This window comes from Mesorhizobium sp. M0518 (assembly GCF_040321125.1).
In the GTDB taxonomy this organism is placed as follows: Bacteria; Pseudomonadota; Alphaproteobacteria; order Rhizobiales; family Rhizobiaceae; genus Mesorhizobium.
Map to the genome: position 1 here is coordinate 76,688 of NZ_JAMYQY010000018.1, position 15,176 is coordinate 91,863.

At 62.1% G+C, this 15,176-nt stretch carries 16 protein-coding genes; 5 read left to right on the top strand and 11 right to left on the bottom strand.

Annotated elements, in window-relative coordinates; translation table 11 throughout:
- Positions 1-26 precede the first annotated feature (26 nt).
- Together NKI66_RS23930 and NKI66_RS23935 are read right to left on the bottom strand one after the other, a co-directional pair.
- A complete protein-coding gene (locus tag NKI66_RS23930) occupies positions 27-1,253 on the bottom strand; it encodes a cytochrome P450 (RefSeq protein ID WP_128304641.1) in 1,227 nt (408 codons plus the stop codon).
- Complete coding sequence (locus NKI66_RS23935) at positions 1,250-2,023, bottom strand: GNAT family N-acetyltransferase (RefSeq protein ID WP_196815322.1); 774 nt, start codon at positions 2,021-2,023, stop codon at positions 1,250-1,252. Before NKI66_RS23935 ends, NKI66_RS23930 begins: the two co-directional genes overlap by 4 nt.
- On the opposite strand from NKI66_RS23935, the gene NKI66_RS23940 reads away from it, so the two are divergent.
- The 4 genes from NKI66_RS23940 (at position 1,994) to NKI66_RS23955 (ending at position 6,533) form a co-directional block, all read left to right on the top strand.
- Positions 1,994-3,013 (top strand): hypothetical protein, encoded by a 1,020-nt coding sequence (locus NKI66_RS23940; protein ID WP_352753209.1) that lies wholly within the window; start codon positions 1,994-1,996, stop codon positions 3,011-3,013. The genes NKI66_RS23935 and NKI66_RS23940 overlap by 30 nt on opposite strands.
- A 156-nt stretch (positions 3,014-3,169) precedes the next feature.
- A complete protein-coding gene (locus NKI66_RS23945; protein ID WP_128304640.1) occupies positions 3,170-3,700 on the top strand; it encodes a sigma-70 family RNA polymerase sigma factor in 531 nt (176 codons plus the stop codon).
- A 22-nt stretch (positions 3,701-3,722) separates the two neighbouring features.
- Positions 3,723-4,361: an NrsF family protein gene (locus NKI66_RS23950; protein ID WP_352753211.1), complete on the top strand. Its 639-nt coding sequence runs from the start codon at positions 3,723-3,725 to the stop codon at positions 4,359-4,361.
- 210 nt (positions 4,362-4,571) lie between these two features.
- Entirely contained in the window at positions 4,572-6,533 is a 1,962-nt protein-coding gene (locus tag NKI66_RS23955; RefSeq protein ID WP_352753213.1) for a PAS domain S-box protein, read from the top strand.
- Positions 6,534-6,585: 52 nt separating this feature from the next.
- Here the strand turns inward: NKI66_RS23955 and NKI66_RS23960 are convergent, their stop codons facing one another.
- The 7 genes from NKI66_RS23960 to NKI66_RS23990 all read right to left on the bottom strand — a co-directional run bounded on the left by NKI66_RS23960 (position 6,586) and on the right by NKI66_RS23990 (position 12,132).
- Positions 6,586-7,464, bottom strand: a complete 879-nt coding sequence (locus NKI66_RS23960; protein WP_013529423.1) for a 3-hydroxybutyryl-CoA dehydrogenase — start codon at positions 7,462-7,464, stop codon at positions 6,586-6,588.
- A 232-nt stretch (positions 7,465-7,696) separates the two neighbouring features.
- On the bottom strand, positions 7,697-8,626 hold the full coding sequence (locus NKI66_RS23965) for an electron transfer flavoprotein subunit alpha/FixB family protein (protein WP_352753216.1): 930 nt from the start codon (positions 8,624-8,626) through the stop codon (positions 7,697-7,699).
- A gap of 23 nt (positions 8,627-8,649) precedes the next feature.
- A complete protein-coding gene (locus tag NKI66_RS23970; RefSeq protein WP_352753218.1) occupies positions 8,650-9,399 on the bottom strand; it encodes an electron transfer flavoprotein subunit beta/FixA family protein in 750 nt (249 codons plus the stop codon).
- Positions 9,400-9,612: 213 nt separating this feature from the next.
- Entirely contained in the window at positions 9,613-10,413 is an 801-nt protein-coding gene (locus tag NKI66_RS23975; protein ID WP_127379996.1) for a rhomboid family intramembrane serine protease, read from the bottom strand.
- A 29-nt stretch (positions 10,414-10,442) separates the two neighbouring features.
- Entirely contained in the window at positions 10,443-11,024 is a 582-nt protein-coding gene (locus tag NKI66_RS23980) for a cob(I)yrinic acid a,c-diamide adenosyltransferase (RefSeq protein WP_352753221.1), read from the bottom strand.
- Positions 11,025-11,049: 25 nt separating this feature from the next.
- A complete protein-coding gene (locus NKI66_RS23985) occupies positions 11,050-11,241 on the bottom strand; it encodes a twin transmembrane helix small protein (protein WP_013529428.1) in 192 nt (63 codons plus the stop codon).
- 24 nt (positions 11,242-11,265) lie between these two features.
- Entirely contained in the window at positions 11,266-12,132 is an 867-nt protein-coding gene (locus NKI66_RS23990; RefSeq protein ID WP_352753223.1) for an SDR family oxidoreductase, read from the bottom strand.
- Between the two features lie 55 nt (positions 12,133-12,187).
- Between NKI66_RS23990 and NKI66_RS23995 the strand changes: the two genes are divergently transcribed.
- Entirely contained in the window at positions 12,188-13,039 is an 852-nt protein-coding gene (locus tag NKI66_RS23995) for a YihY/virulence factor BrkB family protein (RefSeq protein WP_013529430.1), read from the top strand.
- A gap of 175 nt (positions 13,040-13,214) precedes the next feature.
- Here the strand turns inward: NKI66_RS23995 and NKI66_RS24000 are convergent, their stop codons facing one another.
- Together NKI66_RS24000 and gluQRS are read right to left on the bottom strand one after the other, a co-directional pair.
- Positions 13,215-14,108, bottom strand: a complete 894-nt coding sequence (locus NKI66_RS24000) for a DMT family transporter (protein ID WP_352753226.1) — start codon at positions 14,106-14,108, stop codon at positions 13,215-13,217.
- Positions 14,109-14,257: 149 nt separating this feature from the next.
- Complete coding sequence (gene gluQRS, locus NKI66_RS24005; RefSeq protein WP_023811136.1) at positions 14,258-15,133, bottom strand: tRNA glutamyl-Q(34) synthetase GluQRS; 876 nt, start codon at positions 15,131-15,133, stop codon at positions 14,258-14,260.
- Between the last annotated feature and the right edge of the window lie 43 nt (positions 15,134-15,176).

Consider the following 15,176-nt stretch of genomic DNA (forward strand, 5'->3'; position numbering starts at 1 on the left):
GAAGTGACGCGAATGGCGTGCCGAATTCAACCCGATGTTTGATCGGCCGACCGGATGAATGGGGCGGCTTGCAAACCGTGGAAAAGCACCGAATGCCGCCTGACGACCCTGGGAAGATCCAAGCACCAGCCTTTGGCCTGCGTGAACAAGGCCTCCAGCAGTACAGCCATTTCTAACCGGGCGACGTGTTGACCCAGACAGGCATGCAGTCCGGTGCCAAAGGCAAGGGCCGACGAAATGCCGGAACCCAAATCCAACCGGTCGCCCGCCGGAAAAACAGAAATGTCTCGATTGGCGCTCGCCAGCACGGGTACAACGGCCTGCCCGGCTTTTATGGTTGCGCCACCAAACTGCAAATCTTCCGCGGCGATACGCGCTCCGGCATAGTGAACCGGAGCGCAAAAACGGAGCAGCTCTTCGGCTGCTGAAAACCAACTGACTTTCCCATCTGCAAGCAGCGAAAGCTGTTCAGGGAAGCGTGCAAGCGCGACCAGCGCATTGCCGAAGGTATCGACGACTGTCGCCTGCCCGGCAAAGAGCAGGAATACGATGTTTGCAATGGCATCGTCTTTCAGCCAGCGGCCAGCCTCGACTTCGGCAAGCATCTGAGCTGAAATACCGTTTGGGCGCACAGCACCGTGTTCTATCACGCTGGATACCCATGCCTCCAACCGGCGGCAGGCATCGTTTGCGTCTTCGTCTACGCCTCCGGCCCTTATTTCCAGGGCGTTGGCCATAAGCTGTGCGTCGGCGCCAATCCGCCAGGGATCGTCCATGTCGATACCAAGGATCTGTTCCAGGCCTGAAAACGATAGCGGCAGGCCTATATCACGAACCGCGTCGAACTCCGGTTTTTGTACAGCTGCCTGCGTAAGTTCCGACGCTTTGGCCGCAAGCCGGTCGAACAGCCCATTGCTGGAGGAAAAGCTTAGCGAACCAGCCAATGGGCGGCGCAGGCGCATGTGCCGCGGCGGGTCGGACAGCAGCATGGAACGGGTCAACAGGTCCAGGGCCGGATTGGCGCTGATCTTTTGCCTGACCTCCTGATAGGCGCCCGGCGGTGCCTGCAGCAACAGCGGGTGTTTCAAGGCCTGGGAAACAAGCGCATGGCTGAACACGTAGAAGGCTTCACCGACCTCGGGATAAGGAGGTTTGCCCCAACTGGCGCCTCCTGAACTCCGACGACGGGCGAATTCGGGAAACGCATCGCTGCCATGGGCAATGGGGTCAAATAGATCAGCTTGATCTGTCATCGGGCAAGATCGACAGCAAAGATAACGCGAAATCCGCCGGAACTCATGTCTTCAGGTAGAAAATCGGACGCGAGATGTAGAAATTCGCACCGGAGAACACGGTTATAGAACCGCAGTAGCGGATCCCTCGTTATTGATTCCACCGAAGGCATGACACCGGTCCGGTGCCAATCGTCGATGGTCCGACGAAATTCCGGATCCGGCCGAACCTTGTCGGGCAACTCGTCCTGTGCTCCCGCGTAGGACGGGCAACGTCCGTCGCCGACCAACCAACGCGCACCGACCTGCCGGCCATAGTCAGACATTTGCGACAACAGGCGGCGTGCCATGTCGGTGCCGCGGAATTCGGGTCGCACACCAAGATTGTAAACGTAGAGTGACCGTGCAGGTTGGCTCCTGACAAGCGAAGAGTAGGCGGAGAAGGTCTTGGGGAACCTTCCCGTATCGTGCGGATCTTGGCTGGTTTCCACGAAGCAGATCGCGCCTGCAACAAGGTTCTCAACCATGGCCAGGATCATTGTATGCCCGAGCGAAAGCCGGTGGTGAATTGTTTTTTCGCTGGCACCGAGTCGTCCCCAGGCTGCGGCCTCCATCGCGGCCATGCCCGGAACGTCGTCTGCCACAAGTTGTTGAAATACGATCATCTTCATCGTCGAAAGGCCGCTCGTAATTGCGATATCGAATCGATAATTTTCTGATACCAGCTGTTGATGGGTGCATGAGTAGGGGCGGGTTGTCTCATGATCTTCTATGTTTGCCATCGCTTGCATGCCTATACCCTGGCAAGCCTGCTACTCTATTTTCGAACTGATTTGCAGGATTCTGTGCGCTTTGTCCCCTATGACGAACGGGCGCATCTGCTTGAGATTTCCAGAGGCACCGTTCTTTGGACGGATTTGGACCGACTGAGCGAAGCAGAGATTGAAGCATGCTCCAATCTCAGCCAGCGAATGAAGTCGCAGCAGCCTGATCTGTTTCAACTCAACCATCCGCGAAAAAGCCTTCAGCGTTTCGATCTATTGCGTATGCTGTTCGCGGACGGCATCAATGATTTCAATGTATACAGACCCGAAATTCTGCCGGCGGGAATGCGTTTTCCTGTCTTTCTGCGTGACGAGACGGGCGCCGCTTATAAAGTGCCGCCGCTGTTGCAATCGCCGGCGGAACTCGGCGAGGCGCTCTCGAACCTGGGTACGATGAATTTTGTTCGCCCCATGGTGGTGGAGTTTGGAGCAAAGGCTGGTGCCGATGGCAGCTACCGAAAATACTCGGCATATCGGATCGGCGAGCGCAGTTATGCGCAACACTGCTTCGCCAGCAAGGAGTGGTTCATAAAGGTACAGGGAGGCGGTATGTCGGGGCAACATCGGGTCGAGCATACCGCCTTTGTGCGCGACAATCCGCATGCGGTAGAGCTGATGCCGATTTTCGAGAAGGCGGGGATCTCATATGGCAGGATCGACTACACCATTGTCGATGGTCGCATCCAGGTTTTCGAGATCAACACCAATCCCACTGTATTGAACGACCCTCCCACACCCTTCGACAGATATGATTCGTTGCCTTACGCCAACATGCATGCAGATGCCTTGGCACAGCTGCCATATGCTAACGATCCCCTATCCACTCCGGATATCGATGAGACACATCTCCACATCTTGGGCCGCCTGAGAAACAAGTACCGTCGCAGACGAATGAAGCTGACCGTTCGAAAGGGCTTCAGGTCTTTCCGGGATGCCATGTTCGGCGCCAAGCCTTGAGTTCAAGAACAAGAGCGCGGGGCAATATCGCACTGGCGATCGGCGCGCAGTGTGCAGCAAACTTTCGTGATTTGCCGGCAGTTTGGCTTGGACATTATTTCGCCGGCCACGTAACAAATCAGCGCCGAGACGCGAAATTCGGGGGAGTGAACTCTTGTGAGCGGCAAGGACGAGGCCGAACTTTCCCGGCTGATGCGGGCCGCCATCGCGGGAGATGAAAGGGCTTACGCCGACTTTCTGCACCGGATTGCCGCGCTGGTTCGCGGTTTTGCCAGGCGCAAGATCGTGCTGGGCGGGGTCGATCCCGAGGATGTCGTGCAGGAAACCTTGCTGGCCATTCATGTGAAACGACATACCTGGCGCCAGGATGCGCCGGTGTTGCCGTGGATCTACGCGATCGCCCGCTTCAAGCTGATCGATGCGTTCCGGCGGCGCGGACGGCGCATCGAGATCGACATCGACGATATCGCCGAGACGTTCGCCGAGCCGGAAACCGAGACCGTCAGCGAGCGAGACATCAACCGGGCATTGCACAGCCTGTCGCCGGCACAGCGCGCCGTGGTCTCGGCCGTGTCGGTGGAAGGGCGGTCCATCGGTGAGACGGCGGCGAAGTTCGGCATCAGCGAGACGGCGGTGCGTGTGTCGCTGCATCGCGGACTTGCCGCGATAGCCAAGCGATTCGGGTAGGGGCGGTTCGGGCGGGAATGACATGAGGACGGACGATCTCATCAAGGCGCTGGACGCCGATGCAAGCAGCAAGGCGATGCCGCTGCAATCGGCCTGGTGGCTGGCCGCCGGTGCGGGGGCGGTGATCGCGGCCATCGTTTTCCTGCTGACCATTGGCCCGCGCCCAGACTTCATGGCGGCCGCGCACACGATGCGCTTCCTCTCCAAATTCGTCTTCACCATCGTGCTGGCCGTCAGCGCCTTCGCCCTGATCCGTGCCTTGTCGACGCCGGGCGCCTCGACGGGCCGGGCAATGGCCTGGATGGCCGCGGCGCCAGTGCTGGTAGCCGTGGCGGTGCTTCTGGAGCTTTTCATGGTGCCGGAGGCGCTGTGGGGTACACGGATGGTCGGCAACAACATGATGCTCTGCATGGGCTTCATCCCGCTGATCGGTATTGGCCCGCTTGCCATCTTCCTGTGGATGCTGCGCTATGGCGCGCCGACACGGCCGGTGCTTGCCGGTGCGGTGGCGGGCCTGCTCGCCGGCGGGCTGGCGGCAACCTTCTATGCCGCGCACTGCTTCGACGACTCGCCGCTTTTCGTCGCCCCCTGGTACACGATAGCGATCGCAGCGCTCGCATTGCTCGGTGCGCTCGGCGGACGGTTTTTCATACGCTGGTAGCGTTTCGTAACGATCGCGGACCCGTGCACCGATCCTTAATCATGCCGGCAATTGTTTGCCGGTTAGCGACCACGCCGGCAGGCCGGACGCAACCTTTCCTTAAAATCGATCCGCCAAGGTTGATGCGAGAACATGCGTTTGCGCACGGGGGTGGCACGTATCGTGATGTGGCGAGGATTGACCAGCCGAGAATCTCTTGGGCATGCAGGGTTGGCGTTGCTCGTCGCCGGCCTGGGCGTGCTGGCGACCTCGATCCTGCTTTCGCGCCTGGACCTCGGCACCGAAGCGCTGAAGCTCTGCCTGCAGATCGCGGTGGCGGTGGCGGTGGGCGCGCTGTTCCTCGCTGCCCTGTCCGCCCGTAGGATCAGCAGGGATCGCCAACAGATCGCCGAGAGCGAACTGCGCTTCCGCCGCGCCATGGAGGATTCGGCGATCGGCATCGTGGTTGTCGGTCTCGACGGTCGCATCCGCCAGACCAATCCGGCCTTCGCCGCCATGCTTGGCTACACAAGCGAAGAGATCGAGGCGCTGACTTTCTTCCAGATCACGCATCCCGACGATCTGCAGATCGGGCGGGAGACGATGGACGATCTGAAGGCGGGCACGGTCAATTCCTTCCACTTCGAGAAGCGTTATCTCAGGAAGGACGGAACGCCCGTCTGGGCCCATCTTGCCGGCTCGGTCATTCGCGATGAAAACAGCGGCCGTCCGCTCTATCTCGTCTCGCAAATCGAGAACATCGACGCGCGCAAGCAGGCCGAGGCGCGCATTGCCGAAGCGGAAACGCGTTGGAATTTTGCTCTGGCTGGTGCCGGCCAAGGCGTCTGGGACCTCGACATGCGCAAGGGCGGCACGACCTATTCCTCGACCTGGGTCAAGATGCTGGGCTATGCGGATGGCGAGCTCGATGGCGACACCGACAGCTGGCTGACGATGATTCATCCCGAGGATCGCGAGACTGTCGCCGAAGCGGATCGCGCTCATCTCGAGGGCAAGACACCGTTCTTTGAGGCCGAATTCAGGATGCGCCACAAGGATGGCCACTGGATGTGGATACTCGACCGCGGCAAGGCCATCGAACGCGACGAAAATGGACGGCTGATCAGAGCCATCGGCAGCCTGACCGACATCACCCGTCGCAAGGAGGCCGAAGAGCGCCTTACTGTGTCGGCGGCAATGCTTGCCGATGAAAAGGAGCGGCTGAGGGTGACGCTGCAATCGATCGGCGATGCCGTCATCTGCACCGATGCCGCAAACCGCGTCACCTTCATGAACCCGGTCGCCGAAAAGCTGACCGGGATTGCCGGCGGCGAGGCTCTCGGCAAGATGCTTGGCCATGTCTACTGGGCGGTCGACGAGGAGACGGGGCACAGGATCGGCGTGACCCGGCCCGCGGTTGGCGTTCATGCGCCCGCCGACCAGAACAGCCGCGCCGTCCTGATCCGGCGCGACGACACGCGCTGCAGCATCCGTCAGGTCGTGTCGCCGATCATCAACGAACGGAACGAATTCTGCGGGCTGGTCATCGTCTTCCAGGACTTTACCGATGCGCGCGCGCTGCAGCGCCAACTGGCGCACGCCGCGGCACACGATGCGCTGACCGGCCTTGCCAACCGCTCGAGCTTCATCCGCGCCATGGAGGAACTGGGCGGTCAGGCCCGCAAGGACGGCACCGCCGACACGAGGAAGTCGACCGGCGACACGACAGAGTCGGTCGGAGCCAGCGGACATCAGTTCATGTTCATCGATCTCGACCACTTCAAACTGGTCAACGACACGGGCGGCCACGCGGCGGGAGACGCGCTGCTGAAGCGGGTTGCCGAGGCTATTCGCGGCGTGCTTGGTCCAGACGATATCGTCGCTCGCCTCGGCGGCGACGAATTCGCGGTCATTCTGAAATCGGGTTCGGCAGCCGGCGCGAAGATCGCGGCACGTTCCATCATCGATGCGATCGGCGGGCTGGACTTCACCTGGGACGGCCGTCCTCACGTGATCGGCGCCAGCATCGGGCTGGCTGCGATCAATGCCAATTGCGGCGAGGTCGACGAGATCATCGCGAGAGCCGATGCGGCCTGCTATGCGGCCAAGGCGGCCGGCCGTGGCTGTGTCTCCGTGGCGCCCGACGCACCGATCGTGGATGGCCGGACAGAGCCGCTGGCCGCGGCCTCCTGATCGAGCCTGTCACCGCCGAAAGGCTTGCCCCTGATTTGCACCGACGATGCGCTCAGCGCGTCGGAACGGGATGCTCGCCGCGATAATCGTAAAAACCGCGCCCGGTTTTGCGGCCGAGCCAGCCGGCCTCGACATATTTCACCAGCAGCGGGCAAGGACGGTACTTCGAGTCCGACAGGCCGTCATGCAGCACCTGCATGATCGACAGGCAGGTATCGAGCCCGATGAAATCGGCCAGCTGCAGCGGCCCCATCGGATGGTTGGCGCCGAGCCGCATGGCGGTGTCGATGGCGTCGACCGAGCCGACACCCTCATAGAGAGTGTAGATCGCCTCGTTGATCATCGGCAGCAGGATGCGGTTGACGATGAAGGCCGGAAAATCCTCCGAGACCGTAATCGTCTTGTCGAGCTGCTTCACATAGGTCTTGGCCGCCTCGAAGGTCTGGTCCTCGGTGGCGATGCCGCGCACCAGTTCGACCAGCTTCATCAGCGGCACCGGGTTCATGAAATGTATGCCGATGAACCGCTCCGGCCGGTCGGTCTGCGCGGCAAGCCGCGTGATCGAGATCGACGAGGTGTTGGTCGCAAGGATGGCTTCGGGATTGAGCTGCGGACAAAGCTGGGCGTAGATCTTGCGCTTGACCGTCTCGTCCTCGGTCGCCGCTTCGATCACCAGATCCGCGCCGGCAAGATCGGCCATCGCGGGCGCGGCCGAAATGCGGCCCATCGCGTCGTTGCGCACCTTCTCGTCGAGCTTGCCGGATCCCACCTGGCGGGCCATGTTGCCGCTGATTGTGGCGATGCCTTTCTCGATGCGGTCGGGCGAAATATCGTAGATCAGCACCTTGTAGCCCGAAAGCGCGGAGACATGGGCGATGCCGCCGCCCATCTGGCCCGCGCCGATGATGCCGATCGTCTCGATCTTGCTCATTACACCGATCCCGTCCTGAGCCCTTCCGCTTGAACTGCGAAAGCGCTCCACCTTTTTATTTTACCGCAATTCCCTAGGGAAAGCGCTACGCGCTTTTCCGGGAAAACCGCTGCGCACTTTTGCTGGTTTGCTTTTCGCCTTTGCGGCCTGCTTTTTGTGCGGTGCAAACTAAAAGGGCGGGGCGACTTCGTCTACCCCACCCTCACCATTTAATACGCTTTGGCAGAAAGCGTCAAAGCGCCTTTTGCAGCTCCGGCAGGATGACGAAGAGATCGCCGACGAGGCCGTAGTCGGCAACCTGGAAGATCGGCGCCTCCTCGTCCTTGTTGATGGCGACGATGACCTTCGAATCCTTCATGCCGGCGAGATGCTGGATGGCGCCGGAGATGCCGACCGCGATGTAAAGATCGGGGGCAACCACCTTGCCGGTCTGGCCGACCTGCCAGTCGTTCGGCGCATAGCCGGCATCGACCGCGGCGCGGGAGGCGCCGACGGCTGCACCGAGCTTGTCGGCGACCGGCAGGATGACCTCCTGGAACTTCTCCGCCGAACCCAGCGCACGACCACCCGAGATGATGATCTTGGCCGAGGTCAGCTCCGGACGGTCGGTCTCGGAAAGCTTGTTCTCGACGAAGGTGGACAGGCCGGGATTGGCCGCGGCCTTGACGGTCTCGACCGCCGCCGAGCCGCCCTCGGGGGCTGCCTGGAACGAGGCTGTGCGCACCGTGATCACCTTCTTGGCGTCGCTCGACTGCACCGTCTGGATGGCGTTGCCGGCATAGATCGGCCGCTTGAAGGTGTCGGGAGATACGACTTCGATGATCTCGGACACCTGCGCGACATCGAGGAGCGCAGCCACGCGCGGCGCGATATTCTTGCCCGACGACGTCGCCGGCGCGATGATGGTGTCGTAGGCGCCCGCCAGCGACACAATAAGCGCTGCCGTCGGTTCGGCCAGGCGCTCGGCAAGCTCGTCGGCTTCGGCCAGCAGCACCTTGCTCACGCCCTTCAGCTTGGCGGCAGCGTCGGCTGCCGGCTTGGCGCCCTTGCCGGCAACCAGCACATGCACGTCCGAGCCGATCTGCAGCGCCGCCGACAGCGCCTTGGCGGTCTGGTCGGAAAGCGTTGCGTTGTCGTGTTCTGCGATGAGGAGAATAGCCATTTTTCTGTTCCTTTCCCGATCGCTTACAACACGCCGGCTTCGTTCTTCAGCTTGTCGACCAGCTCAGTGACGCTCTTGACCTTGACGCCTGCCTTGCGGCCACTCGGCTCCTCGGTCTTGATGACCTTCAGCCGCGGCTTGACGTCGGCGCCGTAGTCGGCCGGGCTCTTCTCGTCGAGCTGCTTCTTCTTGGCCTTCATGATGTTGGGCAGCGAGGCATAGCGCGGCTGGTTGAGGCGAAGGTCGGCGGTGACGATCACCGGCATCTTCAGTTCCACGGTCTGCAGGCCGCCGTCGACCTCGCGCGTCACCTTGGCCTTGTCGCCGTCGAGCACGATCTTGGAAGCGAAGGTGCCCTGCGCCCAGCCAAGCAGTGCCGCCAGCATCTGGCCGGTCTGGTTGGAGTCGTCGTCGATAGCCTGCTTGCCGAGAATGACGAGGCCGGGCTGCTCGGCGTCGACGACGCCCTTCAGCACCTTGGCGACGCCGAGCGGCTCGGTCTGTTCGTCGGTCTTGACCAGGATGGCGCGGTCGGCGCCCATGGCGAGCGCGGTGCGCAGGGTTTCCTGCGCCTGCTGCGGGCCGATCGAAACGACGATGATCTCTTCCGCCTTGCCGGCTTCCTTCAGCCGGATTGCTTCTTCCACCGCGATCTCGTCGAACGGGTTCATCGCCATCTTGACGTTGGCGAGTTCCACCGCCGAACCGTCAGCCTTCACGCGAACCTTGACGTTCGCATCCACAACCCGCTTCACGGGCACAAGGATCTTCATTTGCCTGTCACCTCTTCACGCTAGTTGGGCGCGCTATAACAGCCTGCGCCCTTTCTGAGTTGTCGAAAGCCGACATTCCTGACTGAATTTTGGCCGGATGGAATTCTGGCCGGATGGAAATTCTGGTCTTTGCCCGCCTTAGGTTGCGGCGGTGACGTTTCCGTAGTTGCGGCAACCCTGCACGTCAATACGCTGCAAGCTGCTCAAATCGGTTCAGTCCGAACTGGAAGCGTTTCCTCGCCCCCAGCGCGGTGTCGCGGCGGGCGGGTCGGGGATCAGCGGTTCCGTGGCAACCGGGGGTTGGTCGGGAGCGGTGGGCGCGACGTCCTCGTCGGCGCCGGCAAACAGCGGCACGCCGCGGCTGCGCAGGACGAGCACAAGAACGGCTCCGGCAATGATGCCGCCGATATGGCAGGCCCAGGAGATCTGGTCCTCGCCGCCGGCGGCAAACATCACCACCTGGAACAGCACCCACAAGATGAGCGGGATGAAGGCCGGAATCCGCAGCGGGATGCGGGCAAAGGCCAGCACCCAGACCTTCACCCTGGGATAAAGGATCAGATAGGCGACGACCACGCCGGCGATGGCGCCGGAGGCACCGATCAGCGGCGCCTGCGAATCCCAGGCGACGAGGCCCTGGAAAGCGGCGCCGGCAATGGCGCACAACAGGTAGAAGATGAGATAGCGGATGTGGCCGAGCGCATCCTCGACATTGTCGCCGAACACCCACAGGAACAGCATGTTGCCGCCGAGATGGAAGATGTCTGCATGCAGGAAGGAATAGGTGAGATAGCTCAGGCTTTCTGGGATGACGATGAAACGGGGATCGAGCTCGGCGGTGTCATGGACGACCGACGGGATGAAGCCGAGACCAAGGACGGCGGCATTGGAGAAACTCTCGCCGCCGAGCGCGGTGGCGAGGTAGACCAGGGCGTTGACCACGATCAGCCCGATGGTCACATATTGCAGGCGGATGTGGCGCAGCCTGTTGGTGTCGTAAAGCGGGATGAACATTGCCCCAGGCCCTCTTCCGCTTTCGACGATCAGCGGTTCTTGCCGGGAACCCATAGCACGTCGGCGTTTCCGTTGTCATTGACCGCCCGGGCGGCGACAAACAGGAAATCCGAGACGCGGTTGATGTATTTCAGACCGTCGCGGTTGACGTGCTCGTTCGGGTCCTGGGCAAGGGCCACGATCAGCCTTTCGGCCCGCCGCGCCACGGTGCGGGCAAGGTGAAGTGCCGCCGCTGCCGGCGTGCCGCCATTGAGCACGAAGGATTTGAGCGGCTGAAGCTCCTTGTTGAGAAGGTCGATGTCCTTTTCGACCCGGTCGGTCTGCACGGCGACGATGCGAAGCGGCTCATAGCCGAGCGGCTTGCCGTCGTCGGGCACGGCGAGATCGGCGCCGAGATCGAACAGATCGTTCTGGATGCGGGAAAGCATGTCATCGATCGCGGGATGGGTCGCGGCCGTGTGGACCCGGGCGATGCCGATGCAGGCATTGGTCTCGTCGATCGTGCCGTAAGCGTCTACCCGAAGGTCGGATTTCAGCCGCCTTTCGCCGGTGCCGAGACCCGTGGTGCCATCATCGCCGGTGCGGGTGTAGATCTTGTTGAGCTTGACCATTTCGCCTCCCCGGCTGCCGATATCCTCACTTGCGGGTGAAATACACCGCAAGCAGGATCAGCACCAGCGCCACGGCCTGCAGCATGACGCGTGCCTGCATCAGCTTGTTCGATGTGACGCCGGAACCGCCGCGCATCATGTTGATGAGGCCACGAACAAGCACGACCGCAACGGCGACCATGACCAGAATGGCGAGAATGTTGAAGACGGTTGCCATTGTTGCGTTCCAGTTGTTTGGCGTTCAGGCGCGTTTGGCCATCAGGCGGTAGAGCATCGATGCCGGCAGGATGCGTTTGAGCACCGCACCGATCCTGGCCGGCACTGTTACCACATAGTGCGGGCGCGGGCGCCGCGACAGAAGTGCATGGCGCAGCGCCGCATGAACGACTTCCGGCCCTGGCTTCAAGGCCGATTGGCTGCCGCCGGCCCGCAACCGCTCGAGTTGCGCCGCATAGTCCACGCGGTGCACGGAATTTTCGTGGTCGATGTTGCTGAGAAACCAAATGAGGCCATTGCTGGCGATCTTCGACTTCACCGGCCCCGGCTCGATGAGCGAAACGTGGACGCCGCTGCCGGCCAGTTCCTGGCGCTGGCAGAGCATCAAGGCCTCCAGTGCGTGCTTCGATGCCGAATAGGCGCCGCGGAAGCGCACCGGCACCAGGCCAAGGATCGACGAGCAGTGGACGATGCGGCCCTGACCCTGGCGGCGCATCACCGGCACCAGCCGGCGAGTCAAATCATGCCAGCCGAAGAAATTCGCCTCGAACTGCTGCTTGAGCGCCGCAACAGGCAGATCCTCGACGGCGCCCGGCTGCGCATAGGCGCCGTTGTTGAACAGGGCGTCGAGCCGGCCGCCGGTGCGGTCGAGCACCGCCGCCACCAGCGAGGCGATGGAGTCCGGCTCGCAATAATCGAGATAGAAGGCCTCGATGCCGTCGGCTTCGAGTGCGGCGATGTCCTGCGGCTTGCGCGCCGTTGCGAACACCCGCCAGCCTTCCGCCTTCAACGCGCGGGCGCAGTACGCGCCTATTCCCGAAGACGCACCGGTGATGATAATCGAGCGCACCTTCTGCGCCGGACTGTTCGTGGTTTCGCCAAGGGTTGCCATTTGCCGCAATCCCTTCCCATATTCCCGGCGTGGAGACAATTGGAGGGCGCGGTTCTTGTTGCGGAAGATCGTAGCCCTCAAGCGGGTTCTCTACGACGCGCTTGGCCATTTCAACACCGATGACGGCTGGGCCATGGCCAGCCATCTGGCGATCACATCGCTGATGGCGCTGTTCCCGTTCCTGATCTTCGCGACGACGCTGGCGAGCTTCCTGGGCGCACAGGCGTTCTCCGACACGGCCGTGCATCTGGTCTTCGACACCTGGCCCGAACAGATCGCCAAGCCGATCGCGCGCGAAGTGCTCAATGTGCTGACCGTCCGGCGCACCGACCTTTTGACCTATGGTGTGGTGCTTGCTGCCTATTTTGCGTCGAACGGCATCGAGGCGCTGCGCACGTCGCTCAACCGCGCCTACCGCGTTTCGGAAACGCGCGGCATCATCTACCGCCGGGTGCAGAGCATCATCTTCGTTCTCATCGCCACGGCCGGTTTCCTGGCGATCAGCGTGCTCCTGGTGTTCGCGCCGCTGCTGGCGCGGCTCGCCGAAGCCCATATCGACTGGATCAAGCCCTATATGGGCACCATCACCCTGTGGCGTTACGTCATCGCTTCGGCGGTCATCGTCGGCGGATTGTTTGCCGTGCATTTCTGGCTGCCGGCGGGCAAGCGCCGCTTCGTCTCGCTGGTGCCGGGCATCGTCTTCACGCTGGCGGCATGGCTTATCGGCTCGACCATCTTCGCCACCTATCTCGACCACTTCTCGTCCTACGTGACGACCTATGCCGGCCTGGCCTCGATCATGATCGCCGTGGTCTTCCTCTACATGGTCTCGGCGATCTTCATCCTCGGCGGCGAGCTCAACGCCGCGATCAGTCGCTATCTGGAGGCGCGTGCGCGGGTGGGATGACAGGTCGAATTGGGGAACTGGGGAATGGGAGAATTGAAGAATTGAAGAATTGACGTAGCACCCAGCGCCAGATGGCCCCCATCTTCCTCAATTCCTCAATTCCTCAATTCCTCAATTCCTCAATTCCTCAATTCCTCAATTCCTCAATTCCTCAATTCCTCAATTCCTCAATTCTTCAGTTCTTCAATTCCCCAACTCCCTTGGCCTGCCGAGCCGTTGCCAGGCCAACGCCGAAGGTCGTGATCGCCATGCCGGCGATCTGCAGCGCATTGAGCTGTTCGTCGAACAGGGCCCAGGCGATGATCGCCGTCACCGCGGGCACCAGGTAGAACAGCGAGGCAACTTTTGACATCTCGCCGTCGCGGATCATCACCATCAGCAGGAAGATGGCGCCCAGCGACAGCACCAGCACCAGCCAGGCCATGGCGAAGATCAGCTCGCCATTGATGATGATCGTGTGGGTTTCGAAAGCGAGCGAGGCGAGGAGCATCAGCGAACCGCCGCCGACATATTGCCACATGGTCGCCGCGACCAGGTCGCCGCCGGAAGCGAAGCGCTTTTGCCAGATGGTGCCGGCGCTCATGCCGAGCACCGAGACCAGCGAGGCGGTCAATGTCGCAACTGTTACGCCGCCGCCCAGCGCGCCGAGCTTCGGCCACAGCACGATGACGATGCCGATGAGGCCGATGCCAAGGCCAAGCCAGTGGCGCGGCAGGATCGCCTCGCCGAGAAACTTGCCGGCAAGCACGGCCGTGATCAGCGGCTGCAGGCCGACGATCAAGGCCGAAAACCCGGCCGGCATGCCCCTGTGGATGGCCCAGAACACGGCGCCGAGATAGACGCCATGCATCAGGATGCCGGCGCCGGTGGCATGCAATGCCTCCTTGCGCGTGGCTCTTTTTGAACCCAGCACAAGCATCAAAACTGCCAGCAGGATGGCGGCGATGACGAAACGCGCGGCGAGGAATGTGAACGGTTCCGCCCACGGCATGGCGTAGCGCGCGCCGATAAAGCCGGTCGCCCACAGGACGACGAAGGTGGCGGGGATGAACCGCTTGATGCTGTGCATGTTCCGGAGACCGCCGTGTTGGGGGGAGTTGACCGTGGCGCTGCTCTAATGCGCTTCAACCCGACGCGCAAAGCGAAACCATTGATCCATGCATCATCGGAATTCAACGGCCGGCGCATTTGGCAGGTGGTTTGTCTGATCTCGCCGGCTCAAAGCCCGACTATCCGCCGGATGCCGTCAGGTGATGCGCCGGCATGGCGCAAGGCGGCAAGGCTGGTGTCGCCGAGGCTTTTGGACAGCTTTCGTCCGTCTGGCCCCAGGATGAGACGATGATGGAAATAGGCCGGTTGCGGCAGTCCGAGGAGTTGCTGCAGCAGGCGCTGCACGCCAGTGGCGGAAAACAGATCCTGGCCGCGCACGACGTGGCTGACGTCTTGCAGCGCATCGTCCATGACGACGGCGAGGTGGTAACTGGTCGGAATGTCTCGGCGCGCCAAGATCACGTCGCCCCAGTCCCGCGGGCGGGCTTCGACGGAGCGCGTCGCGGAAAGCGTCTCGTCAGAATACTCCGTCCATGAAAGGTCCTTGCCGACACGCGCCATGGCGGCATCGACATCCAGCCGCCAGGCGAAGGGTGCATTCTCGGCGATCCGCCGCTGGCGTTCCTTCAGCGGCAGCGCCTTGTCGGTGGCGGGGTAGAGCGGCACGCCATCGGGATCGCGCGGCCAGTCGCGCCCACGCTTTTCGCTGTCGGTGATGAAGGCGCGGATCTCGCCACGGCTCATGAAGGCGGGGTAGACGAGTTCGTCCGCGATCAACCGCTCGAGCACCGCTTGGTATTCGGCGAAATGCTCGGACTGGCGGCGCACCGGCTCTTCCCAGCCAAGCCCCAGCCATTTCAGGTCGGCAAGCACGCCTGCCTCGAATAGCGGCGTGCAGCGCGTCGTGTCGATATCCTCGATGCGCAGCAGCAGGCGGCCGTGCGCCTGTGCCGCCAGCTTCTGGTTGAGCAGCGCCGAATAGGCGTGGCCGAGATGCAGGTCGCCGTTGGGGCTGGGCGCGAAGCGGAATGTCAGGAGTGTCATCTCTCAGGCGGCAATCATGTTTTGCGGCGCTCCGCCAATTGCT

What these genes read in the sequence shown, in the direction of transcription:
- NKI66_RS23950 (WP_352753211.1), top strand. Translation starts at nt 3,723, where the DNA reads ATGAGGACGGACGATCTCATCAAGGCGCTGGACGCCGATGCAAGCAGC.
- NKI66_RS23935 (WP_196815322.1), bottom strand. Translation starts at nt 2,023, where the DNA reads ATGCAAGCGATGGCAAACATAGAAGATCATGAGACAACCCGCCCCTAC.
- NKI66_RS23990 (WP_352753223.1), bottom strand. Translation starts at nt 12,132, where the DNA reads ATGGCAACCCTTGGCGAAACCACGAACAGTCCGGCGCAGAAGGTGCGC.
- NKI66_RS23985 (WP_013529428.1), bottom strand. Translation starts at nt 11,241, where the DNA reads ATGGCAACCGTCTTCAACATTCTCGCCATTCTGGTCATGGTCGCCGTT.
- NKI66_RS23975 (WP_127379996.1), bottom strand. Translation starts at nt 10,413, where the DNA reads ATGTTCATCCCGCTTTACGACACCAACAGGCTGCGCCACATCCGCCTG.
- NKI66_RS23930 (WP_128304641.1), bottom strand. Translation starts at nt 1,253, where the DNA reads ATGACAGATCAAGCTGATCTATTTGACCCCATTGCCCATGGCAGCGAT.
- NKI66_RS23960 (WP_013529423.1), bottom strand. Translation starts at nt 7,464, where the DNA reads ATGAGCAAGATCGAGACGATCGGCATCATCGGCGCGGGCCAGATGGGC.
- gluQRS (WP_023811136.1), bottom strand. Translation starts at nt 15,133, where the DNA reads ATGACACTCCTGACATTCCGCTTCGCGCCCAGCCCCAACGGCGACCTG.
- NKI66_RS23980 (WP_352753221.1), bottom strand. Translation starts at nt 11,024, where the DNA reads ATGGTCAAGCTCAACAAGATCTACACCCGCACCGGCGATGATGGCACC.
- NKI66_RS24000 (WP_352753226.1), bottom strand. Translation starts at nt 14,108, where the DNA reads ATGCACAGCATCAAGCGGTTCATCCCCGCCACCTTCGTCGTCCTGTGG.
- NKI66_RS23965 (WP_352753216.1), bottom strand. Translation starts at nt 8,626, where the DNA reads ATGGCTATTCTCCTCATCGCAGAACACGACAACGCAACGCTTTCCGAC.
- NKI66_RS23970 (WP_352753218.1), bottom strand. Translation starts at nt 9,399, where the DNA reads ATGAAGATCCTTGTGCCCGTGAAGCGGGTTGTGGATGCGAACGTCAAG.
- NKI66_RS23940 (WP_352753209.1), top strand. Translation starts at nt 1,994, where the DNA reads ATGATCTTCTATGTTTGCCATCGCTTGCATGCCTATACCCTGGCAAGC.